General features: G+C 33.7%; 20 protein-coding genes. 13 read left to right on the forward strand and 7 right to left on the reverse strand.

Translation table 11 applies throughout. The annotated features are described in order from the left end of the window. Positions 1 to 91 precede the first annotated feature (91 nt). Complete coding sequence (locus MPR_RS18280) at positions 92 to 274, reverse strand: hypothetical protein (protein WP_006261104.1); 183 nt, start codon at positions 272 to 274, stop codon at positions 92 to 94. A gap of 397 nt (positions 275 to 671) precedes the next feature. Here MPR_RS18280 and ettA point away from each other — a divergent pair, with 397 nt between their 5' ends. The 3 genes from ettA to MPR_RS07920 all read left to right on the forward strand — a co-directional run bounded on the left by ettA (position 672) and on the right by MPR_RS07920 (position 4,051). Then, positions 672 to 2,360, forward strand: coding sequence for an energy-dependent translational throttle protein EttA (gene ettA, locus MPR_RS07910; RefSeq protein ID WP_041891189.1), 1,689 nt, complete (start codon positions 672 to 674; stop codon positions 2,358 to 2,360). 235 nt (positions 2,361 to 2,595) lie between these two features. After that, a complete protein-coding gene (locus MPR_RS07915; RefSeq protein WP_041891194.1) occupies positions 2,596 to 3,552 on the forward strand; it encodes a ketopantoate reductase family protein in 957 nt (318 codons plus the stop codon). A 97-nt stretch (positions 3,553 to 3,649) separates the two neighbouring features. After that, the gene (locus MPR_RS07920) at positions 3,650 to 4,051 is read left to right on the forward strand and encodes a hypothetical protein (protein ID WP_041891198.1); all 402 of its coding nucleotides are present in this window, start codon (positions 3,650 to 3,652) and stop codon (positions 4,049 to 4,051) included. Positions 4,052 to 4,107: 56 nt separating this feature from the next. On the opposite strand, the gene MPR_RS07925 is transcribed toward MPR_RS07920, so the two are convergent. The 4 genes from MPR_RS07925 to MPR_RS07940 all read right to left on the reverse strand — a co-directional run bounded on the left by MPR_RS07925 (position 4,108) and on the right by MPR_RS07940 (position 7,703). Continuing rightward, the gene (locus MPR_RS07925; RefSeq protein ID WP_139177099.1) at positions 4,108 to 4,644 is read right to left on the reverse strand and encodes an erythromycin esterase family protein; all 537 of its coding nucleotides are present in this window, start codon (positions 4,642 to 4,644) and stop codon (positions 4,108 to 4,110) included. Between the two features lie 30 nt (positions 4,645 to 4,674). Beyond that, positions 4,675 to 5,325 (reverse strand): TraB/GumN family protein, encoded by a 651-nt coding sequence (locus tag MPR_RS07930; RefSeq protein WP_041891205.1) that lies wholly within the window; start codon positions 5,323 to 5,325, stop codon positions 4,675 to 4,677. Positions 5,326 to 5,440: 115 nt separating this feature from the next. Continuing rightward, positions 5,441 to 6,904, reverse strand: a complete 1,464-nt coding sequence (locus MPR_RS07935) for an amino acid permease (RefSeq protein ID WP_052472677.1) — start codon at positions 6,902 to 6,904, stop codon at positions 5,441 to 5,443. Positions 6,905 to 7,133: 229 nt separating this feature from the next. Further along, positions 7,134 to 7,703, reverse strand: coding sequence for a Crp/Fnr family transcriptional regulator (locus tag MPR_RS07940; protein WP_041891210.1), 570 nt, complete (start codon positions 7,701 to 7,703; stop codon positions 7,134 to 7,136). 413 nt (positions 7,704 to 8,116) lie between these two features. Between MPR_RS07940 and pyrG the strand changes: the two genes are divergently transcribed. The 6 genes from pyrG (at position 8,117) to acs (ending at position 16,878) form a co-directional block, all read left to right on the forward strand. Beyond that, complete coding sequence (pyrG, locus tag MPR_RS07945; RefSeq protein WP_041891213.1) at positions 8,117 to 9,730, forward strand: CTP synthase; 1,614 nt, start codon at positions 8,117 to 8,119, stop codon at positions 9,728 to 9,730. A gap of 62 nt (positions 9,731 to 9,792) precedes the next feature. Next, on the forward strand, positions 9,793 to 11,700 hold the full coding sequence (gene yidC / locus MPR_RS07950) for a membrane protein insertase YidC (protein WP_041891216.1): 1,908 nt from the start codon (positions 9,793 to 9,795) through the stop codon (positions 11,698 to 11,700). A 48-nt stretch (positions 11,701 to 11,748) separates the two neighbouring features. Then, positions 11,749 to 12,558 (forward strand): pyrroline-5-carboxylate reductase, encoded by an 810-nt coding sequence (gene proC, locus MPR_RS07955; protein WP_041891220.1) that lies wholly within the window; start codon positions 11,749 to 11,751, stop codon positions 12,556 to 12,558. A gap of 107 nt (positions 12,559 to 12,665) precedes the next feature. After that, positions 12,666 to 13,877 carry a tRNA 2-thiouridine(34) synthase MnmA gene (gene mnmA, locus MPR_RS07960; RefSeq protein ID WP_041891224.1) on the forward strand — a complete coding sequence of 404 codons (1,212 nt, stop codon included), beginning with the start codon at positions 12,666 to 12,668 and terminating at the stop codon, positions 13,875 to 13,877. Positions 13,878 to 13,891: 14 nt separating this feature from the next. Beyond that, positions 13,892 to 14,833 (forward strand): NAD(P)H-dependent flavin oxidoreductase, encoded by a 942-nt coding sequence (locus MPR_RS07965; RefSeq protein ID WP_041891227.1) that lies wholly within the window; start codon positions 13,892 to 13,894, stop codon positions 14,831 to 14,833. A gap of 134 nt (positions 14,834 to 14,967) precedes the next feature. Next, positions 14,968 to 16,878: an acetate--CoA ligase gene (acs, locus tag MPR_RS07970; RefSeq protein WP_006260063.1), complete on the forward strand. Its 1,911-nt coding sequence runs from the start codon at positions 14,968 to 14,970 to the stop codon at positions 16,876 to 16,878. A 131-nt stretch (positions 16,879 to 17,009) separates the two neighbouring features. Here the strand turns inward: acs and MPR_RS07975 are convergent, their stop codons facing one another. Together MPR_RS07975 and hemN are read right to left on the reverse strand one after the other, a co-directional pair. Then, complete coding sequence (locus MPR_RS07975) at positions 17,010 to 17,183, reverse strand: hypothetical protein (RefSeq protein WP_235280636.1); 174 nt, start codon at positions 17,181 to 17,183, stop codon at positions 17,010 to 17,012. Between the two features lie 15 nt (positions 17,184 to 17,198). Further along, on the reverse strand, positions 17,199 to 18,560 hold the full coding sequence (gene hemN, locus MPR_RS07980) for an oxygen-independent coproporphyrinogen III oxidase (protein ID WP_041891232.1): 1,362 nt from the start codon (positions 18,558 to 18,560) through the stop codon (positions 17,199 to 17,201). Between the two features lie 92 nt (positions 18,561 to 18,652). On the opposite strand from hemN, the gene MPR_RS07985 reads away from it, so the two are divergent. The 4 genes from MPR_RS07985 (at position 18,653) to MPR_RS08000 (ending at position 23,560) form a co-directional block, all read left to right on the forward strand. Continuing rightward, on the forward strand, positions 18,653 to 19,039 hold the full coding sequence (locus tag MPR_RS07985; RefSeq protein WP_041891234.1) for a rhodanese-like domain-containing protein: 387 nt from the start codon (positions 18,653 to 18,655) through the stop codon (positions 19,037 to 19,039). 183 nt (positions 19,040 to 19,222) lie between these two features. Next, positions 19,223 to 19,489 carry a DUF4834 family protein gene (locus tag MPR_RS07990; protein ID WP_041891242.1) on the forward strand — a complete coding sequence of 89 codons (267 nt, stop codon included), beginning with the start codon at positions 19,223 to 19,225 and terminating at the stop codon, positions 19,487 to 19,489. 133 nt (positions 19,490 to 19,622) lie between these two features. Further along, positions 19,623 to 22,082 carry a YfhO family protein gene (locus MPR_RS07995; RefSeq protein ID WP_041891245.1) on the forward strand — a complete coding sequence of 820 codons (2,460 nt, stop codon included), beginning with the start codon at positions 19,623 to 19,625 and terminating at the stop codon, positions 22,080 to 22,082. A 182-nt stretch (positions 22,083 to 22,264) separates the two neighbouring features. Beyond that, entirely contained in the window at positions 22,265 to 23,560 is a 1,296-nt protein-coding gene (locus MPR_RS08000) for a glycosyltransferase family 4 protein (protein ID WP_041891248.1), read from the forward strand. Positions 23,561 to 23,662 lie beyond the last annotated feature (102 nt).

The following is a 23,662-nucleotide window of genomic DNA, read 5'->3' on the forward strand; positions in this document are numbered from 1 at the left end:
GCCCTTCGGACACCTCTCCAAAGTAAGGGAATAAAAAAAATCTTGTAATTAAGTCTCTCACATTAGAGTTAATTACAAGATTCTGTCGACCTTAGATTCCAATATGTAATTCGTATTCATCGTCTGCTTTCTCTTCGAAATCATAAATAGAATTTGCTGGTGAAATTGCGTTGCATGTTGAGCAAACGTAAGCATCTATTGATGGGTCGTAATAGTGATTTTCGTGATTGTTTTCACAAGTTTCACTTTTTGCAAAAAGTAAATTTTCTGTCATATATGTGAGTTTTTTAAAGTTGTCTCTAAGATAGTATTTAAAAGTATAGAAAACAAATAATTATAGGCTTGGATATGTGTTTTTATTGTTAATATTTTCTAAACATTGTGTTTTTGTATGTGGTTTAGGTTTAATCGATGTGAAATGATGAATTTTTTAGAGATAAGAGGTTTAATAAAAATATTATTCTATAAGGTTCCTTAGGTTAAAAAGGTCTTGTAGGGTAAATAGAAATTCAGATAGAGTCAATAATTATATAAGGTGAAATAGTCTATCAAGACAAAATCAAAAAAATGTAGAACACATTTCCTAATCTCCTTAATTAATACTATTTTTGGCTAATATGCTATAGAACGCTTATAGCTTAGTAATCAATAAATTCAATATATTTTACTTTATGTCAGACGATAAAAAGGTAATTTTTTCGATGTCAAAAGTGAGTAAAACTTACTCATCGACAAATAAGACTGTATTAAAAGATATTTATTTAAGCTTTTTCTACGGGGCTAAAATTGGTATTTTAGGTCTAAATGGTTCAGGTAAATCTTCTTTATTAAAGATTATTGCTGGGGTTGATAAAAACTATCAAGGTGATGTGGTGTTTGCACCAGGATACACTGTTGGGTATTTAGAACAAGAACCACAATTAGATGAAACAAAGACTGTTATCGAAATCGTTAGAGAAGGAGCTGCTGAAACGGTAGCAATCTTAGATGAATTCAATCAGATAAATGATATGTTTGGTTTGCCAGAAGTGTATGAAGATGCAGATAAAATGCAGAAACTGATGGATAGACAAGCTGAGCTACAAGATAAAATAGATGCTGTAGGAGGATGGGAGCTAGATACAAAACTAGCTATCGCTATGGATGCTTTGCGTACTCCAGAGCCTGATACTCCTATTAATATTCTTTCTGGAGGAGAGCGTCGTAGAGTTGCTTTATGTCGTTTGTTATTACAAAACCCAGATGTATTATTATTAGATGAGCCTACTAACCACTTAGACGCGGAGTCTGTACACTGGTTAGAGCAACACTTACAACAGTATTCAGGAACAGTAATTGCTGTAACGCACGACCGTTATTTCTTAGATAACGTAGCAGGATGGATTCTAGAGTTAGACAGAGGAGAAGGTATTCCATGGAAAGGGAACTATTCTTCTTGGTTAGATCAAAAGTCTACAAGATTAGCTCAAGAGGAGAAGGTTGCTTCTAAACGTCGTAAGAACTTAGAGCGTGAGTTAGACTGGGTGCGTCAAGGTGCTAAAGGTCGTCAAACGAAACAAAAAGCAAGGTTACAGAACTACGATAAGTTATTAAACGAGGATCAAAAAGTTCTAGAAGAGAAATTAGAGATTTATATCCCTAATGGACCACGTCTTGGAACGAATGTGATTGAAGCAAAAGGTGTAGCGAAGGCTTTCGGAGATAAATTGTTATATGATGATTTAAACTTCACTTTGCCACAAGCAGGTATTGTTGGAATTATCGGGCCTAATGGTGCTGGTAAGTCTACTATCTTCCGTATGATTATGGGAGAACAACAACCTGATGCAGGTACATTTGCTATTGGAGATACGGTTAAGATTGCTTATGTGGATCAAGCACACTCTAATATAGACCCAGAGAAATCAATTTGGGAGAACTTCTGTGATGGTCAAGAGTTGATCATGATGGGTGGTCGTCAAGTGAATTCTCGTGCTTATTTGAGTAGATTTAATTTCGGTGGTTCTGAACAAAATAAAAAGGTATCAACGCTTTCTGGAGGGGAACGTAACCGTCTTCACCTAGCAATGACATTAAGAGAAGAAGGTAACGTATTGCTACTGGATGAGCCTACGAATGACTTGGACGTAAATACACTACGTGCATTAGAGGAAGGTCTTGAGAATTTTGCTGGATGTGCAGTGGTTATTTCCCATGACCGTTGGTTTTTAGATCGTATCTGTACGCATATCTTAGCTTTTGAAGGTGATTCTCAAGTTTATTTCTTTGAAGGATCATTCTCTGATTATGAAGAGAATCGTAAGAAACGTTTAGGGGATGTAGCTCCAACTCGTTTGAAATATAAAAAATTAGTTCGCTAATTAAAATAGTAAAAGCCTAATTAGATTTCTAGTTAGGCTTTTTTTATAATTACGGATTACAACCTTAAATCCGCATCAATATATGTCTTTTGAATAGCTAGGTTTCAAGTTCATTACAATTATTGTTTAAAGTTTAAGTCTTTTTGTTTTTAGGTATTCTGGCTTTTTACTATTTTGGTGTTCTATCTTTTTTGTTTCACAGAAAAGTATAACCACAAAACAAAAATATATAGTAATGAAAGATAAAAAGAGAATAACAATAGTAGGGCTTGGTGGTGTAGGAGGATTTTATGGAGGATTATTAGCTCATCAATATCAAGATAGTAAAGAGATAGAAATATGCTTTATAGCTAGGGGTAAACATCTTGAAACAATAAAGGAAAAGGGATTAACTGTTTTGTCTAAAGATAGTGAAGTGGTGGGGCATCCTAGTATCGCTACTTCTCAGTGGGGTGATATCGAGCATACAGATTATATTATCCTTGCTACAAAAGGATATGACTTGTCTCAGACAATAGAGGATATGAAATCAGTAGTAGGTGAACATACAGTTATCATCCCATTATTAAATGGAGTAGAGGCTTATGAGCAGCTGAGAGAAGTGTTTGGAACCTCTAGAGTATGGCAAGGGTGTACGTATATGGTTTCTCGTCTAAAAGAAGCGGGGGTAATTGATAATCCGAGTGGTAGACAACGCATTCTTTTTGGTCTAGATGGTCAAGTATCTCAGGAAATGAAAGATTTGGAAACAATTCTAAAAACTGCGGGTGTACATGCAGAGGCGACTTCTTCTATCTCTAAGGAGGTATGGGAGAAGTATATTTTAGTCTCTTCTTCTGCTATGGCTACTGCTTATTATGATAGTAGTTTTGGTGGTGTGATGGAGCATCATCCAGAAGAAATGAGACAATTAATCACAGAGGCTTCTGCTATCAGTAAGAAGAAAGGAGTTGCTCTTGGCGAGGATGTAGTTGAGGTTATTATAGAGCGCTTAAAAGCAATTCCGTATAAGTCAACAACGTCTATGCATAGTGACTTTGCTGCTTTTAAAGAGCATAATGAACTTGGGATAATGGGAGGTTATATGGTGAAGCAAGGTATTGCACAGGGAGTGGAGACCCCAATGTATAAGAAGATGTGTAACTATCTAGTAGTGCACTCTGGAGAGAAATACGTGGGAATAGAGGGGTAATCATGAATTACCATTGGCATTTAAAAGTCAGTAACCATATAGTTAAGTGAAATAAAGATAGATATTTAATCTAGGTTATAGTATAAATTAAGAAGGTATGAGAAAAATCGGGGTATTTTTAGTTTTGTGTTTGGCAAGTAATGTATATGCACAAGAAAAAGGATTAAAAGAAAGAGTGTCTGTAAAATTAGACGTGGAAGATGCGACAATGTTAAATAAAGAGGATGCAATAGATTTACAGGAGTATATCGAAAGTGTTTATTTAAGTTCTACAAAGTTCTTTAATCAAGGTGCTTTACCATTAGTAGAGAAAGGTGAATATGCTGTTGTATTAGTAAATTCTGAAGGGAATAATGAATTAAAAAAATCTTCTGATTTTAAAGGTATAGCTGTAGATAGGATAGAGAGTTTTGAATACAAAAAGGTTCCTGGGAAAGATTTTATCAATGGAACTTTTGCTACAAGCTTCGGAATAATAAGTATTAAAATTAAGAGTTAATGCATTACTTTATAATTGCTAAAAAAAAGCGTGAGTTATTTTTAACTCACGCTTTTTTATTTTGATTGCTGTTTTTCTAAGATTAGTTGGTCGTATTTCGTATAGCTTACTTTCTCTGCTTCACTGATGAAAATCATAGCATCAAAATTTTGAAAGATTCCTTGTTTTTTTGAGTCCCAAGACATTTGAAAAGGTGTTAAAGTCATATCTTTTTTATAATTCTTAGTTGTGTAGCTAGGGGTGTTTTTAAACAAGCTAACAATGTCTAAGAAATAATTTGTCTCAGTAGAAGGAAGTATTGAGATTAGATGCTCTTTATCGCTATGTATCTTTTGGATAGACTTTTCATTCTTATAAAATGAAGAATAAGAGGATACTGCAATATGATAAGTTGTATTTGGGTTTTTCTTTATAAATTCATTTCCACACCTTAAAGCATTTTCATTTATTTTTGACATATGTGCATTAGCAAGCCAAACAATAAACTTCTTTTCAGGATAATATTTTACCAAGAAGTCGAGATTATTTGCCATTTGTATGTCCCTGTCGCTATTTAGGCTATATTTCTTATCATGAGTGTGATTATAATACATATTGGCAGCACTTAGATAGTTTTCTAAAATTTATTTACACTTTTTATCAGATTGAATTTTAGTATTATCAAGTAACGAATGGACATAGTGATTTAAGTATTCTATATCGTTTTGACTTAGTTTCTTACCATTAGTTAGGCCATTATTAAGAATTGTTTCCTTTGATAAGTTGATAAATCTCTCCTCTAGTGATATATTGAAAGGAGAAATAGATTCTTGTAAATAGGGGATGAAATGGGTATATGAATCTTTAGCATTGAACTTATTATCCATACCATATAAAGTAACATTATTATCTTTAAAGAATTGTGCCATATCCCATATTTGATCAGAGTACCTCCACATTTTATAGAGAGAGTTTCCATTGTGAAAAAAAGATAGCGCAAAAAAATCTGATTCAAAGACAATGTCTTTATAACCTAACTCTTGTACTAGATATTTAACTATTTCAAATTTAGCTTTTAAATCGGCTCCGTATTTATGATCGGCTTCTCCTAAGAAAATGGTCTTATTACCTTCTACATTTTTATAAATTATCTCTTTAACCTGTTCTGTTAGTAGCTCTTCGTTTATTTTATTAAGTTGATGTATATCTTTCTCTATTTGACAGAAAGAAGGTGTGGTCATACATAAAAGTACTAAAGGTACTGCAATGTATATTTTTAGAAATTTAATAGTCATAGTGTTGGTTGATTTATTTAGTAACGTCAGCTAAGTAAGAGTTATTATCAGTAACAAAAAAAGCGTGAGTTATTTTTAACTCACGCTTTTATGTTTCCTGTTTTCAGTATATATATTATCTATCTAAATCCACTTCTTTAAGAGGAATAAGCTTTGTTTTGAATTTTAGCTTATGGTATAAGTAGAAGGCTAAGAAAAATGGAATCCCCATATAAGTGATTAGCATTCCTCTCCAGTCAAATATTCCCTCCATAATTAGTTTAGAGTCTTGTCCTATGATTACTAATATACATAAGAATAAGGCAAATAATGGACCAAAAGGGAACCATTTTGCTTTATAGACTAGTTGGTCTAGGCTTTTGTTTTGAGCGTGGAATGCTCTTCTAAATCTATAATGACTAATCGCTATTCCTAACCAAGCTATAAAACCTGTCAGTCCTGATGCAGCTAGAATAAAGTCTACAGCATTAGGATGTGTAGATTGTACTGCGAATATTAATAGTACTACAACTCCAGTAGCAATTAGGGCGATCATCGGTACACCGTGTTTGTTCGTTCCACCAAAGGCCTTGTGTGCCATTCCATCTTTCCCCATCGCATATAGCATACGAGTAGAGGCATAAAGGCCAGAATTACCTGCTGATAGAATAGAAGTAAGAATAACAGCATTCATCACAGCTGCTGCAAAGGCTAGATGTGCTTTTTCGAATACTAATGTGAAAGGTGATTTTGCAATCTCAGAAATATCTGCTCCTAATAGAGAAGGACTAGTATAAGGGATGATTAATCCAATTACGAATATGGCTAATATATAGAATACTAAGATTCTCCAGAATACTTGTTTGATTGCTTTAGGTATATTCTTTTCAGGATTCTCTGATTCACCTGCAGTAATACCGATTAATTCTGTTCCTTGAAATGAGAAACCTGCAATTAGGAATACGCCTAATACACTTAAGAATTTGCCTGAGAATCCTCCTCCTAAAATAGGGGCGTCTCCTAATGTGAAGTTTTTGAATCCGATGTATTCTCCTCCTAGTATTCCGAAAATAGTTAATAATCCAATTCCAAGGAATAAAACAACAGTCACTACCTTAATAATAGCAAACCAATATTCTGATTCTCCATAAGCTTTAACGGATAACATATTTAAACCAAAGATAACGAAGAAGAAGAGTAGACTCCAACCCCAAGTAGGTAAGAATCCTAATGGTTGCCAATACGAAATAACTACTGCTGCGATAGAGACATCTACGGCTACAGTAATAACCCAGTTAAACCAATAGTTCCAACCCAATGCAAAACCTAATGATGGATCAACAAATCTAGCGGCATACGTACTGAATGAACCTGATACAGGTAGGTAGGTTGCCATTTCTCCTAATGAGGTCATTAAGAAATACACCATAAGACCGATCATGGCGTATGCTAATAAAGCACCACCTGGACCTGCCTGATGTATGGCTTCTCCACTTGCCATAAATAAACCTGTTCCAATACATCCTCCAATTGCAATCATGGAAAGGTGTCTAGCCTTTAAACCACGGACTACTTCTTGATTTTTATTCTGATTTTCCATTGTTACTATTTGTTACAAAAGTATAAAACACATTAGGTAAATTCTAATGAAATTGCTTATTAATTTGAATTAAAGATAATAAAATAAGCGAAATGTTGTTTGTTGAATATTATTTTAAGCTAAATAAAATGTAATAATCAGAATATAATTTATATCAAAAGTGAGGTGAGCAAATATTATTCTTTGAAAAAGGCATTGCTTCGAATATTATTAGATTGATAAAATAAGGCTATTTTTTGAGGAATTCACTGCGAATTCTACTCAAACTTACCTGAGTTACGCCTAAAAATGAAGCAATATACTTAAGAGGAACTCTATTTAGAAGGTATGGATCTTTCTCTAGAAGGTCAATATATCTTTCTTTTGCAGATTTGATTTGTCTACTGATAGCACGTTCTTCTGTTTTTAGAAGTTCTATTTCAGCAAATTTTCTTCCCCAATTAGCGATTTCAATATCTGTTAAGTACAGTTGTTCTAATTGACTTATCTTAGTAAAATAAAATGTGCTGTCTTCTATAAGGTCTATTGTCTCATAACTAGGTCTATTGAGTATATAGTTGTACATAGATAGAGCAGGATCTCCGTCTTTACCAAACCAAAAAGTAAGTTCTCTGTCCTCTTGAATAGCATAGGCACGTACTAAACCACTTTTAATAAAGTAGAAATAGTTCTCGTGTTTTTCGTACTCAGACAATAAGTAGTTCTTAGGGAACGTGATTTCTGTAAAGACAGAAATAAGCTTGCCTTTAGCAGCTTTAGATAAAGGATAGATAAGATCAATGATTTGCTCTATGGTCATTTAATTACTTTTATTGGATTGAATAGATTTGTTTTATGGTAAAAACAGGTGTAATGTATTAATTCTAGCTCTTGAAAACGTGATTTATATCTCTATAAATGTTAAAATTCTTGTAATGCGATTTGGTTTAAAGTACTAAGACACATTTTTTAATACTTCTTATGTTTTGTAAAATATTTTTATGGACCATTATTATAATGGATTAATATACAAAAGTATATACTAATGTGATACAATAGAGTGTTTTTTTACAATGTTCAAAATAATATTTTCTAGTATGTTTTATAAAAGGTTAAAAAAGGATAAGTTAGTCTTAGAAGCTTTTTTAGCTAATCTAAAATTAGAAGAATAGCTCGGAATGTTGTATTTTTGCCAAGTTTTATTGTTAACTACACAACTAATACACACACTAAATGAAACAAACTAAGTATATTTTCGTAACGGGTGGAGTTACATCCTCATTAGGAAAAGGAATTATAGCAGCTTCTTTGGCTAAGCTATTACAAGCGCGTGGATATTCTACAACTATCCAAAAATTTGATCCCTATATTAATGTGGATCCAGGGACACTTAACCCTTATGAGCACGGAGAGTGTTTCGTTACAAATGATGGTGCAGAAACAGATTTAGATTTAGGACACTATGAAAGATTCTTAAATGTACCTACTTCTCAAGCGAATAATGTTACAACAGGACGCGTTTATCTTTCTGTAATAGAAAAGGAGAGAAGAGGAGAGTTTTTAGGAAAAACAGTTCAAGTAGTACCTCATATCACGAATGAGATTAAGGAGCGTATGCAACTTTTAGGAAAATCAGGTGACTATGATATCGTGATTACTGAGATAGGTGGTACAGTAGGGGATATTGAATCTTTGCCTTATATTGAGTCTGTTCGTCAGTTATTATGGGAGTTAGGGGATAATAATGCTATTGTTGTTCACTTGACTTTAGTACCTTATTTAGCAGCAGCAGGAGAGCTTAAAACTAAGCCAACTCAACACTCTGTGAAAACTTTAATGGAGAGCGGAATTAAAGCAGATATTTTAGTGTGTCGTACAGAGCATAACTTAAGTACAGAAATACGTCAGAAGTTAGCACAGTTCTGTAATGTTAAGCCAGAAGCAGTAGTTCAGTCTATTGATGCGGATACTATCTATGAAGTACCTAACTTAATGTTACAAGAAGGGTTAGATAGAGTAGCTCTTAAGAAATTAGATTTACCAGAGAGAACTACGCCTGATTTAGTGAAATGGAATGAGTTTATCCATAAACTTAAAAATCCATTACATGTAGTAAATGTAGGTCTAGTAGGTAAATATGTAGAGTTACAAGACTCTTATAAATCTATTTTAGAGGCTTTAGTACATGGTGGTGCTGAGAATCAAATTAAGGTGAATATTATTTCTATTCAATCTGATAATATCAATGCTAATAATGTAGCAGAGAAATTAAAGAACTTAGATGCTGTGTTAGTAGCTCCTGGTTTTGGTTCTCGTGGTATAGAAGGAAAAATAGAAACTGTAAAATATGTAAGAGAGAACAATATACCATTCTTAGGTATTTGTTTAGGTATGCAGATGGCTGTAATCGAATACGCAAGAAACGTATTAGGATATGCTTCTGCTAATACTACTGAGGTGAATGAGAGTACTCAATATCCTGTAATTACTTTTATGGAAGATCAAAAGAATATTACAGATAAAGGAGGTACAATGCGTCTAGGTGGATGGGATTGTAAATTAAAAGAAGGATCTAAAGCTTTTGAAATTTACGGAGAAAGTCTAATCAATGAGCGTCACCGTCATAGATATGAATTTAATAATCAATATTTAGAAGATTTCGAAAAAGCTGGTTTAATAGCTTCTGGATGGAATCCTGATACAGGACTAGTGGAAGTGGTAGAGTTAGATACTCATCCATTCTTCGTAGCGGTACAGTTCCACCCAGAATACAAAAGTACAGTGGCAAAACCACACCCACTTTTTGTAAGCTTGGTTAAGGCAGCAATTGATAATAGAACAAAATAAGTTCTAAAGGTAATAAGCGAGTATTATTACAGCGAAAAATTTGATAAACTACAAATTAAGTAATGGAAGGAAAAAAATTAGATCGTAACAGTATTGTCGGCTTTGTTATTATAGCCGGATTGCTAATTTGGATGATGTTGAATAATATCAACAAAGAGAAAGAAGCTATCGCTCAAGATAATGAGGTAGCTAAAAAAGAGATAGTTAAAGAAGCTGAATCTGAGAAAATTTCAAGTGCTATAAGTAATCATGTAGAAACAGATTCTGTTCAGAATACTGCTTTACAAGCTGCTTTAGGCCCATTTGCTTATAGTGCAACATTACCATCTGCTCAAGGAGGTAAAACAGAACTTAAGAATGAATTACTGACTTTAGTTGTTGAAAATAAAGGAGGTAGTTTATCAAATGTTGTAATCAATAACAATGCTCGTTTTAATAAAAACTCTAAAGAATTAGTAGAGTTAATTAAAGATAATAACGCTGAGTTTAATTTAGAGTTATATACAAAGGATAACAAAAAGTTTAATACAAGAGACTTGTTCTTTGAACCTGAATTGACAAAAGAAGGAGAGAATCAAGTGTTATCTATGCGTTTAAAAGTATCAGCTACTGAGTTTTTAGAGTATAGATATGTATTGAAGCCAGATGACTATATGTTAGACTTTACTATTCGTACACAAGGATTAAGTAGAGTTATTAATACAGCAGAGACACCAGCATTAGACTGGAGCTTAAAAACATATAGTAATGAGAAGAGTATTACTTATGAGAACCAATATACTCGTGTATACTATGAGTATGAAGGAGGAAAAGATAACAGTCTAAGTAATACTAGTAAAGATGACAGTACTGAAGCTAAAAATGTAAGTTTTGTTGCATTTAAACAACATTTCTTTGCTTCTGTTTTAATTACAGATAAAGCTTTTGATACAGCTAGTTTAAAATCAGCTAACTTGGTTCATGATGAGGCAGTTGATACAGTGTTTACAAAACAATTCAATGCTAGAATGCCTTTGGCTTACACTGGTGGAGAGTTAAACTATGATATGAAGTGGTTCTTCGGACCAGCAGATTATAAATTATTAAAATCTTATGATCAAGGATTAGATAAGATTGTTCCTCTAGGATGGGGAATCTTTGGATGGTTAAACCGTTTCTTATTTATTCCAGTATTTGGAGTATTGAGTTCTTTCTTACCTTATGGTATTGCTATTATTGCATTAACTGTACTTGTGAGATTATTAATTTCTCCATTGACTTATAAGTCTTATGTTTCTCAAGCAAAAATGAAAGCAATTCGTCCAGAAGTGAACGAGTTGAATGAGAAATATAAAAACGATCCAATGAAAAAGCAACAAGAGACAATGAACTTGTACTCTAAAGCAGGAGTTAACCCAATGGCAGGATGTATTCCAGCGTTGTTACAAATTCCTATCTTCTATTCATTGTTCCAATTCTTCCCGTCAGCATTTGATTTGAGACAAAAATCATTCTTATGGGCAGATGACTTATCGTCTTATGACCAGATTTTAGAATTACCATTCCGTATTCCATTCTATGGTAACCACGTGAGTTTATTCCCAATCTTAGCTTCTGTTGCAATCTTTGTATATATGAAGATGACTACAGGAGATCAACAAATGGCTGCGCCAGCTCAAGAAGGGATGCCAGATATGAGTAAGATCATGAAGGTGATGATTTATATCTCTCCATTAATGATGTTGTTCTTCTTTAATAACTACGCGTCAGGATTGAGTTTGTACTACTTTATTTCTAACTTAATTACAATTGGTATTATGTATGTTATTAAAAACCACATTGTAAAAGAAGAAAAAATTAAAGCAATCATTGAAGACAATAAAACGAAAGAGCGTCCAAAAGGTAAGTTCCAACGTAAAATGCAAGAAATGATGCAACAAGCGCAAGAGCAACAAAAATTACAAGAAGAAAGAAAGAAGAAAAATAAATAATTCTTTTATATTTAACACCTCTGATCAAATTCAGAGGTGTTTTTTTTTATGAGAATAGCAATTATAGGAATGGGGAATATGGGGAGTACGTTTGCCAATGGGTTTATTAACTCTAGGTTTATTAACCCTAGTGATGTATTGATATATACACGTTCGCAGAAAACTCTAGAAGATAATCGTAATATTCATGGATTGTCTTATCGTTATCAAATGGATGGTGATATCGGAACTTGTGACATTGTTATCGTGGCAGTGAAACCCCAAGACTTCGCTATATTAGTTGCTGATTTAAAGAGATATGTAAATAAAGAACAAATAATAGTTTCTGTGATGGCTGGTATTTCTATTAGTAGGTTACAGCAAGATCTAGGAGTAGATAAGGTAGTGCGTTCTATGCCTAACTTACCAACTCAGATTGGTAGAGGTATGACTGTTTTTACTGCTTCAGAAGAACTAGATCGAAAAGAGTTGTTCATTATTCAGAACTTAATTAATACTACAGGTAAGTCTGTATATGTGTCTGAAGAGAATAAAATAGATGCAGCTACTGCTGTATCAGGTAGTGGACCTGCTTATGTGTTTTATTTTATGGAAGCTATGATACAAGCGGCGATATCTTATGGTTTTGAACCGTCACAAGCAGAATTGTTAGTGAAGCAAACTATATCAGGTGCTCTAGGGCTGTATGAAGCCAATTCTCTTTCTACACAAGATTGGATAGCAAAAGTTTCGTCTAAGGGAGGTACTACTGAACAAGCGATTAAGTACTTCAACGAAGAAGAAGTATTACAAAAATTAGTGGAAGGTATTAATAAGGCAAAAGCACAGTCCGAGTTACTGGGTAGACAAATAAAGTAAGTTTAATAGTTTTTCTCTATGAGAGAATCATAATTAAAAGATAAGATAAATTCAAAAACTTTTTGTATTGCGGCATTTCTCGTAAATTTGCCGCAATATTTTTTATTATGAAGAAAAGAGTAGTAGTAGGTCTTTCGGGAGGTGTAGACTCAAGTGTTGCAGCTTATTTACTGAAAGAACAAGGGTATGAAGTTATTGGACTCTTCATGAAAAACTGGCACGATGATTCTGTGACAATTTCTAATGAATGTCCATGGCTAGAAGATAGCAACGATGCTTTAATGGTCGCTGAGAAACTTGGAATACCATTCCAAACAGTAGACTTAAGCGAACAATATAAAGAGAAGATTGTAGATTATATGTTTAAGGAGTATGAGAATGGTCGTACCCCTAATCCAGACGTATTGTGTAATCGTGAGATCAAGTTTGACGTATTTATGAAAATTGCAATGACTTTAGGTGCAGATTATGTAGCTACAGGTCATTATTGTCGTAAAGATGAAGAAGTAATCACAAAAGAAGACGGTACACAAGAGACGGTATATAAACTATTGGCTGGTGTAGATCCTAATAAAGATCAGTCTTACTTTTTATGCCAGTTATCTCAAGAGCAATTAGCAAAGGCGTTATTTCCTGTGGGAGAGTTGCTTAAGCCACAAGTGCGTGAGATAGCCGCTAAGATGAACTTAATCACAGCTGATAAAAAAGACTCTCAAGGATTGTGTTTCATTGGTAAGGTAAGATTGCCTGAATTCTTGCAACAACAGTTAAAAAGAAAAGATGGGTTTATCTATGAAATACCAAAAGATTCGTCTATCTATACGAAAGAAGAAGAGACATTCTCTACATTAGAGGATGCTTTGTACAGTGAAGCGAAATCAATTGTGTACAAACCAGAAATGGGTAAAAAGGTAGGTGAGCATTTCGGAGCGCACTTCTTTACTATTGGTCAACGCAAAGGGTTGAATGTAGGAGGTACTGCTGAGCCACTGTTTATTATAGGTACAGATGTAAAGGAAAATATCATTTACACAGGACAAGGAAGTAATCACCCAGGATTATTCCACAAAGCATTATTTGTAAAAGAATCAGAAATTCATTGGATTAGAGAAGATTTAGCATTGCAAGAAGGAGAAACAATGTCTATATTAGCACGTATAAGATATCGCCAACCTTTGCAAAAAGCTACTTTACACAAGATGAAAGAAGGTATGTATGTTCGTTTTGAAGAACCGCAATCTGCTATCACTGAAGGACAATTTGTATCTTGGCATATCGAAGACGAACTAATTGGTTCGGGTGTTATTTCGAAACTATAAACAACCAAAATACAATGAAAAATAAGTTAGTAGATCTTTTTAAAATCCAGTACCCTATAGTGCAAGGAGGGATGATTTGGAACAGTGGTTATAAGTTAGCTAGTGCCGTTAGTAATGCTGGTGGTTTAGGGCTTATAGGAGCTGGGTCAATGTATCCTGAAGTACTAAGAGAACATATTCAAAAGTGTAAGAAAGCAACTGATAAACCGTTTGGGGTTAATGTTCCAATGTTATATCCGAATATTGAGGAAATCATGAACATTATTGTAGAAGAAGGAGTAAAAATAGTCTTTACTTCTGCAGGAAACCCTAAGACATGGACTTCTTTTTTAAAAGAACACGGTATTACTGTAGTGCATGTGGTAAGCTCTTCTAAATTTGCTTTAAAAGCACAGGAGGCTGGTGTTGATGCTGTAGTTGCAGAAGGTTTTGAAGCTGGAGGGCATAATGGCCGAGAAGAGACTACTACACTTACTTTAATTCCTATGGTTCGTGAGAAGATTTCTATACCATTAATCGCTGCAGGAGGTATCGCTACAGGTAGAGGAATGTTAGCAGCGATGGTACTAGGAGCAGATGGAGTGCAAATGGGAACTCGATTTATAGCCTCAGAGGAGAGTTCTGCACATGATAATTTTAAGAATCTTCTGTTAGATGTACAAGAAGGAGATACTGTTCTTACGTTGAAAGAACTTGCTCCTGTGCGCTTAATTAAGAATGAGTTTTATGCAGGGCTTCAAGCCTTGTATGTTAAGAATCCTTCAGTAGAAGAATTAAAAGAATATTTGGGTAGAGCTCGTGCTAAAAAAGGAATGTTTGAAGGAGATTTGGTAGAAGGAGAACTAGAGGTGGGACAAATATCTGGACTAATTCATAAAATAGAACCAGTAGGTGATATTGTTAAAAATATCATTGCTGAGTTTGATCAAGCAAAGAAAGAAGTAGCTCAGCTATAAAGATTATTTTAAATAACGGAAGTCATACGGTGTTTTTATATTATAAAAATATCGTATGACTTTTTGCTATTTATTAGTAAAATCATATATTTAAGAGCTAAAAAAAATGTAACGTAAAAAAATCACAACTAAATATGAGTTATTATAAAATAGAGAATCTAGAACAATACTTTAAACACTATAAAAAATCCGTTAGAGAACCTCGTAAGTTCTGGGGAAAGATAGCAGAAGAAAACTTCGTTTGGTATCAGGTGTGGGATAAGGTATTCGAGTTTGATATGGAGGAATCTAAATTTCAGTGGTTTGTAAATGCTAAATTGAATATCGTAAAGAACTGTATTGATCGTCATCTTGCAAAACGTGGAGAGAAAGCGGCAATTATATTTGAGCCTAATAATCCTGAAGAACAAGCAGAAACTATTACTTATAATGACTTATATAATAGAGTGTGTAAGATGGCTAATGTTCTGAAAGAACAAGGGGTTAAAAAAGGAGATCGAGTATGTATCTATCTTCCTATGATTCCTGAATTAGCGGTTAGTATGTTGGCATGTGCTAGATTAGGAGCGATACACAGTGTTATATTCGCTGGTTTTTCTTCATCTGCTGTGACAAAGCGTATCAATGATTCTGAATGTAAATTTGTTATTACTTCTGATGGTAGCTTTAGAGGGAATAAGACTATTCCTTTAAAACCAATTATTGATGAAGCATTAGAATCTTGCCCTGGAGTGGAGAAAGTACTTGTTGTGAAGAGAACAGGTGCTGAAGTCGCTTTTAAAGAGGGAAGAGATATGTGGTTAGCTCCTCTATTAGAAGAAGCATCTAATAATCATGTGGCTCAAGTAATGGATGCAGAAGATCCTTTATTTATTCTTTATACTTCTGGTTCTACAGGTGCTCCAAAAGGAATGGTGCATACTACAGCAGGGTATATGGTGCAAACGGCTTATTCTTTTAAAAATATTTTTGACTATAAAGAAGAGGATATCTTCTGGTGTACTGCTGACTGTGGTTGGATTACAGGACATTCTTATATTATTTACGGGCCATTGTTAAATGGTGCGACTACAGTGATGTTTGAAGGAGTGCCATCTTATCCAACACCTAGTAGATTCTGGGATATCATTGATAAGTATAAAGTAACCCAATTCTATACAGCTCCTACAGCTATTCGTTCGTTGATGACAGAAGATTATAGTTATGTAAATTCACATGACTTATCTAGCTTAAGAGTTATTGGTTCAGTAGGAGAGCCTATTAATGAGGAAGCTTGGCACTGGTATAATGACCATGTAGGAAAGAAAAGATGTCCTATAGTGGATACTTGGTGGCAGACAGAGACAGGAAGTATCTTAGTTTCTCCACTGCCTTTTATTACACCTACTAAGCCTACTTATGCGACTTTACCATTACCGGGTATACAAGCAGTATTAATGGATGAGAAGAGAAATGAGATAGAGGATAATCAGGTAGACGGTTCATTGTGTATTAAATTCCCTTGGCCTTCTATGGCTCGTACTATTTGGGGAGATCATGAACGTTATAAAGAGACTTACTTTGGTCAGTTTCCAGGTAAATACTTTACAGGAGATGGAGCTTTAAGAGATGAAGTAGGATACTATAGAATTACAGGACGTGCAGATGATGTTGTTATTGTTTCTGGACATAATCTAGGAACAGCACCTATAGAAGATGCTATTAACGAGCATCCAGCTGTAGCAGAAAGTGCTGTAGTAGGATATAAACACGATATCAAAGGAAATGCTTTATATGGATTTATTACATTAAAAGTAGAAGGAGAGACTCGTGATAGAGAAAATCTTAAACGCGAGATTAACCAGTATATATCAAGTCATATTGGGCCAATCGCTAAGTTGGATAAGATTCAGTTTGTGGATAGTCTTCCTAAGACTAGATCTGGTAAAATTATGAGAAGAATACTTCGCTCTATTTCTAATGGAGAAACGAAAGAGTTCGGTGATGTATCAACACTTATTAATCCAGAGGTGATAGAAGTGATTATGAATAATAAAGTTGAGTAATCAATAGCTATATAATAAAAAGTCCTTAATCGTGAGATTAAGGACTTTTTTTATACTATCGTTTACCTGAGAGTAAACAATAAACAAATGACAATTCAAGTATAGATTACAGGCTTTTTTGATCCTGTATTTTAGCTGCTTTTTTTTACAGAGTAAATTAGGTAAGCTATAAAAATAATAAAACCAATATAAGATAACCAATTGTGTTGGATAGACCATAGGTTATCCATATCTAGATTATATATTCCAGAAACTAATCCTAGTAACACAAGGAAAGTAATTATCTTCTCAACATTCTTATTCATTATACTTATTTTTTATTAGATAGTCATCGAGAACAATTGTCTCTGTGGTTTGTTTTTTTGTAGCCTTAAATCAAGAGCCATACAAATGTTTCTTACAAACGCGCGACCTTTTTTAGTAATCTTAATTTTATATTCTTTGATTTCAAGAAGCTGGTCTTTTTCTAATTCTTTTAATTCTTCTAACACAGGTTTGAAATCAACTTTGTCAATATCAATTGATAAATCAGTTGATAAAGCACACATTAAATTTAAGATATGTTTTCTAATAATCAAATCTTCTTCGTTTAAAATATGTCCTTTGGTTACAGGAATAATATTTTGATCTAAAAGGTTGTAGTACGTATCAATATCTTTTTCGTTTTGAGCAAAAGCATACCAACTATCACTGATAGAAGAAACACCTAAGCCTATCATCACTTGTGTCTTTGAAGAAGTATATCCCATAAAATTTCTGTGGATATGACCAGTATTCATAGATCTGTATAGTGAATCTGTCTTTAAAGAAAAGTGATCCATACCTATTTCTATATAATCATTCTTAAGAAGAAGCTCTTTTCCTTTTTCGTATAATTGACGTTTTTCAGCATCTTTTGGCACATCTTCATCATTAAAGCCACGTTGACCATTTCCTTTTATCCATGGCACATGAGCATAGCTATAAAACGCTAAACGATCTGGGGAAAGAGATTTCGTCTTTTCGATAGTATCGATTACATGTTCTAACTTTTGGAAAGGTAGTCCATATATGATATCATGAGAAATAGAAGTGTACCCCAGTTCTTTTGCCCATAAAGTTACTTTAGCTACATTGTGAAAACTCTGTTCTCTATGGATTGCTTTTTGTACTTCAGGGTTGTAATCTTGTACACCGAAGCTCACTCTTCTAAAGCCTAGTTTGTATAGGGTAGATAAGTGTTCTTTAGTTGTATTATTAGGGTGTCCTTCAAAGCTGAACTCATATTCATCAGCGATAATAGCTTTAGCCTTAATGCCTTCTATTAGTTTAGTTAAGTGTTTTGGCGAAAAGAAAGTAGGAGTCCCTCCACCTAAATGGATTTCTTTGATAATGGGTTTCTCATCAAATAAAGCACAATACAAATCCCATTCCTTAAGAAGAGCATCTATATATGGACTTTCTACTTCATGTCTTTTTGTAATTCTCTTGTGGCAGCCACAAAACGTACATAAGCTTTCGCAAAATGGTAAATGGATATAGATACTAATACCTTCTTTTTGATTAGATTCAACGAATGATCTCTTTAAAGAATCAATCCATTTATCTGCAGAAAAAGAGGTCTCATCCCAGTAAGGAACAGTGGGATAGCTAGTGTATCTAGGACCAGGTACATTATACTTTTGTATAAGAGAAACTGACATATTTATTTTATATTTGTAACAAATGTATAGTAATGTTAAATCGCATACTATGATATTTGTCATTTTTGTTAAACTATAAACTATTCTATATTATGAAGAAATATAACGCTTTTTGGCTTTCGTTTATTGTCACTATACTAGTAACGGTTAGTGGTTATAGTCAAGAAAAAGCAGCACATTTATTAAACAATGAAAACTTTAAAAAAGCTATTGAGAACACAGAAGTTCAGTTAGTTGATGTTAGAACAGATAAGGAGTTCAGCGAGGGGACAATAGAATATGCAAAGAACATCAATGTATTAGAAGATAGTTTTATTGATAAGACAAAAGAATTGTCAAAAGATGAACCTGTTTATATTTTCTGTAAATCAGGAAAGAGAAGTGAGAAAGCTAGAAATATTCTTTTAGAACAAGGTTTTAAAACAGTGTATGAGCTAGATGGAGGATATGCTAAATGGCAAGAAGGTAATAATAAGTAGTCTTTCTTTCTAGTAATTGGTGATGAATGGATTAAGAGGTTAATTGGTTTAGAACTAACTAGAGGTATAAAGAATGATAAGATAGAATGTGAGGGTATACTTAAATATATTTATCAATAATTTAAGAACCATCATTGCTATTATGCGCTTATAATTACTATTTTTGGTAAAAAGAAGGAAATTATGGGATTTATTAAAACACTTATTATTATTGTTCTGATATACTATGCATTCAAAATAGCAATGCGTTATTTGTTTCCTGTATTAATATACAAGGCTGCAAAAAAAGCAGAACAGAATTTTCAACAAAGACAACAACAGTACAATCCATATAACAACAATCAAGAAACAGAAACGTATACTGATACTGCAACTCAGCATAATAAGGTACCACGTTCAACAAAAGTTGTTGGAGAGTATGTGGATTTCGAAGAAGTTGATTCGAAGTAATTAAAGAATACAATCTAAGGCCCTCAAGAGCAATGCTTCTTGAGGGCTTTTTTGTATATATAATAAATCTGTAGGCTTCTCTTTAAAGCCATCTGAAATTTACTTATTTTAGCATACTTAAATAGTAGTATAAATGTCATCAGAAACAACGAATACGTTTAAAAGAATTTATCCACATCTATTAGTGGTTTTAGGTTTTATAGTAGTAGCACTACTTTATTTCTCTCCTGTTTTATCTAATAAGGTAATTTACCAATCCGATATTGTACAGTATACTGGAATGGCAAAAGAGCAAATTGACTTTAGAGAACAAGTTAAAGAAGAGCCTTATTGGACAAACAGCGCTTTTGGAGGGATGCCTACCTATCAATTAGGAGCTAAGTTTCCACACAACTATGTAAAAGATTTAGATAGTTTAATTCGTTTTCTGCCTAGACCTGCTGATTATTTATTTATCTATTTTATTGGATTCTATATTCTATTGGCTTCTTTAGGAATGAAGCCTTTGAGATCATTCATAGGAGCGCTAGCCTTTGGTTTCTCTACTTATCTGATTATTATTTTAGGAGTAGGGCATAATGCTAAAGCTCATGCTATCGCTTATATGCCAATGGTATTAGCAGGAGTTCTTTTAGTGTTTAGAAAGCATTATATAAAAGGGGGATTACTAACTTTATTTGCAGCAGCTTTAGAAATTAGTGCAAACCACTTCCAGATGACCTACTACTTGCTATTATTGCTTATCGTAGTAGGAGTGTTTTATATGGTCAAATATATAAGAGAAAAAGATTATAAAGCGATAGGTACATCAATAGCTGTATTAGTAGGAGTCGCTATTCTAAGTATAGGAGCGAATGCTACTAACCTGATGGCTACTTCAGAATATACTAAGTTTAGTACTCGTAGTAATAGTGAACTAACGTACCAACCTGATGGTTCTGTAAAAGAATCTTCTAATGCGATGAGCTATGATTATATCACAGAGTATAGCTATGGTGTTTTTGAAAGTTTAAACTTGATAGCACCTCGTCTGACTGGAGGAGCGAATAATGAGCATTTAGATACGGATTCTAATGTATATAAATTGTTTAAGTCAGTTGGAGCTAGTGATCAACAAGCAAAAGAAATGGCAAGTAGTTCACCTACCTATTGGGGAGATCAACCTATTGTCGCTGCGCCTGCTTACATTGGTGCTGTTGTATTCTTTTTGTTCTTGATCGGTATCTTTGCTGAGAAGAGAAATATCAAGTATGTATTCATAATAGGAGCAGTCTTTTCTTTATTGTTATCATGGGGGAAGAACTTCTCTATTCTAACAGATTTCTTTATTAATTATTTCCCATTGTATAATAAGTTTAGAGCAGTGTCTTCTATTCAAGTAATACTTGAATTATGTGTACCTGCCTTAGCTATTATTGGATTATATGCTTATAGTAAGTTGGAAAAACAAGAGCAATTATCTGTTCTAAAGAAATCAGGTATTGTAGCTGGATCTATCTTAGTATTGCTGTTTTTAGTAAAAGGATCTTTAAGTTTTACAGGCTTGAATGACGGTTATTACAGAGGAGCTTATGGTGAGATAGGACCAGGATTTATCAGTGCTTTAATAGAAGATAGAAAAGCAATGTATACCGCTGATCTTATCAGAAGTTTTATACTAATTGCTTTAGCTGCAGGAGCTTTGTTCTTGTCAACTAAAGAAAAGATAAAACCAGTTATTGCAGTAATTATTATTGGTGTACTGATGGTAGGTGACTTAGTGTTAGTAGATCGTAAATATGTTAATGACTCAAACTTTGTACTAGCATCTCAAATGTCTCAACCTTTCCAAGCAACACCTGCTGATAAAGTGATATTAAATGATACAGAGCATTTTAGAGTATATGAGTTAAATGGAGGCTTTAATAGTGCGAGAAGTTCATTCTTTCACCATTCTTTAGGTGGATATCATGCAGCGAAACCTCGTAGAATGCAAGAGCTAGCAGATTATCAATTGAATCAACATTCTAATATGGAAGTGTTGAATATGATGAATGTGAAGTATATTATTCAGAAAGATGAAGAGGGACGTGATGTTCCACTATTAAATGATAATGCGAATGGAAATGCGTGGTTTGTATCTAGTGTTCAAAAGGTGCAAGATGCAAATGGTGAAATGAAAGCATTGGATAAGTTGAAAACAAAAGAACAGGCTGTATTGAATACAACGATATTCAAAGATGTTCAACTAAAAGATACGTATGCTGTGGATTCTTTAGCTCGTATTGAGTTAAAAAGTTACGCTCCTAATAAGATAGTTTATGAGTCAAATAACAGCGCTGATGGTGTAGCAGTATTCTCTGAGATTTATTATCCACAAGGTTGGATTGCTAAAGTAGATAATGTAGAAGTACCCATTTTTGCGGTTGATTATGTATTAAGAGGAATAGAGTTATCAAAGGGGAAACACACTATTGAGTTTACTTTTGAACCACAAGTAATCAAAACAGGTGGTAGAATAGCTCTAGGATCGAGTATTCTTATTTTCTTAATTACAGTAGGAGGAGCATATCTATTAGTGAAAAGGAGAGAGGAAAAATCAATCAAAAACTAGATTATCACGAATTGTATATCCGCGATTATTAAGGGAACTCAAAGTCGAGAGACTTTGTGTAGCGAGCGCTAACGTTTTGTGTCACGGATTATAAATCCGCGACAACTGATAAAGTAGACTAAACGACTTTACACCTTCACGGTTTCACAGAAAAACGATTTCACAAAAAAACAAAATGTAGTATGAGTATGCCAAAGAAAAAAGTTTTAATCATAAGTTATTATTGGCCTCCAGCAGGAGGACCAGGGGTACAACGTTGGTTAAAGTTTGTCAAATACTTGCCTAGCTTTGATATAGAGCCTATAGTGTATATACCAGAGAATCCGAGTTATCCATTGCTAGATTTTAGTAATGATCAGGAGGTAAGCCCTGAAATAACGATTCTTAGGCAGCCTATTAGTGAGCCTTATAGCAAGGCTAAATTAGTAAGTGGTAAGAATACAGATACTTTAAGTGCAGGTATTATTCCAGATAAAAAGAAACAATCGTTTACAGATAAGTTGTTGCTTTGGGTTAGAGGGAATTTCTTTATTCCTGATGCTAGAGTAAGTTGGGTGAAACCTTCAGTAGCTTATTTATCTAAGTACTTAAAGGAAAATAAGGATATAGAGACTGTTATTACAACAGGTCCTCCTCATAGTATGCATTTGATAGGAATGGCTCTTAAAGAGCAGTTAAACATCCAATGGATAGCTGACTTTAGAGATCCGTGGACAACTATTGGTTATCATAAAGAGTTAAAGCTAAATCAGTCTAGTGCAACTAAGCATTTGGAGTTGGAGAAAGAGGTTTTAAATAAAGCAGATCAGATTATTGTCACTAGTAAAACAACTAAAGAAGAGTTCCAAGCTAAAACGGATAAGCCTATAACTGTGATTACGAATGGTTATGATATTACGAATCTTGGAAAAGTACCTCTAGATGAGAAATTTACTTTAGCACATATTGGTTCGTTTTTATCTGATAGAAATCCTAGGGTTTTATGGAAAGCTATCTCAGAGTTAAGAAAAGAGAATAAGGCATTTAAAGAAGCGTTTCAGCTAAAATTAGTTGGGAAGGTAAGTAATCAGATTCTAGATACCATTAAAGAGTTTAAACTAGAGGACTGCGTTGTTAATCATGGTTATGTAGATAATGTTGAAGCATTGAGACAGATGCGTGCTTCACAAGTACTGCTGTTAGTTGAAATAGATTCAGAGGACACTAAGGCGATTATTCCTGGTAAGTTATTTGAATATATGGCATCAGAACGTCCAATATTAGGAATAGGGCCTGAGGATTCTGATTTCTTCGATATCATAAAGGAAACGAATACAGGGAAAGTGGTGTTGTATTCTGAGAAAGATAGGGTGAGAGATATTCTATTAGAATACTTTGAGCAGTATCAACAGAATCAATTAAAAGTATTCGCTATGGGATTGCAGTATTTCAGTAGAAAGAGATTGACTGAGAAACTAGCCAAATTAATTAAGAATTAAAAAACACATAGTAATATAACTATAAAGGCAATCTTGAAACTCAAGCTTGCCTTTTTTATTGCACTTTGTTAACGAAAGAGGAAATACACAAAATTTATAAAG

Source organism: Myroides profundi (genome assembly GCF_000833025.1).
Classification (GTDB): Bacteria; Bacteroidota; Bacteroidia; order Flavobacteriales; family Flavobacteriaceae; genus Flavobacterium; species Flavobacterium profundi_A.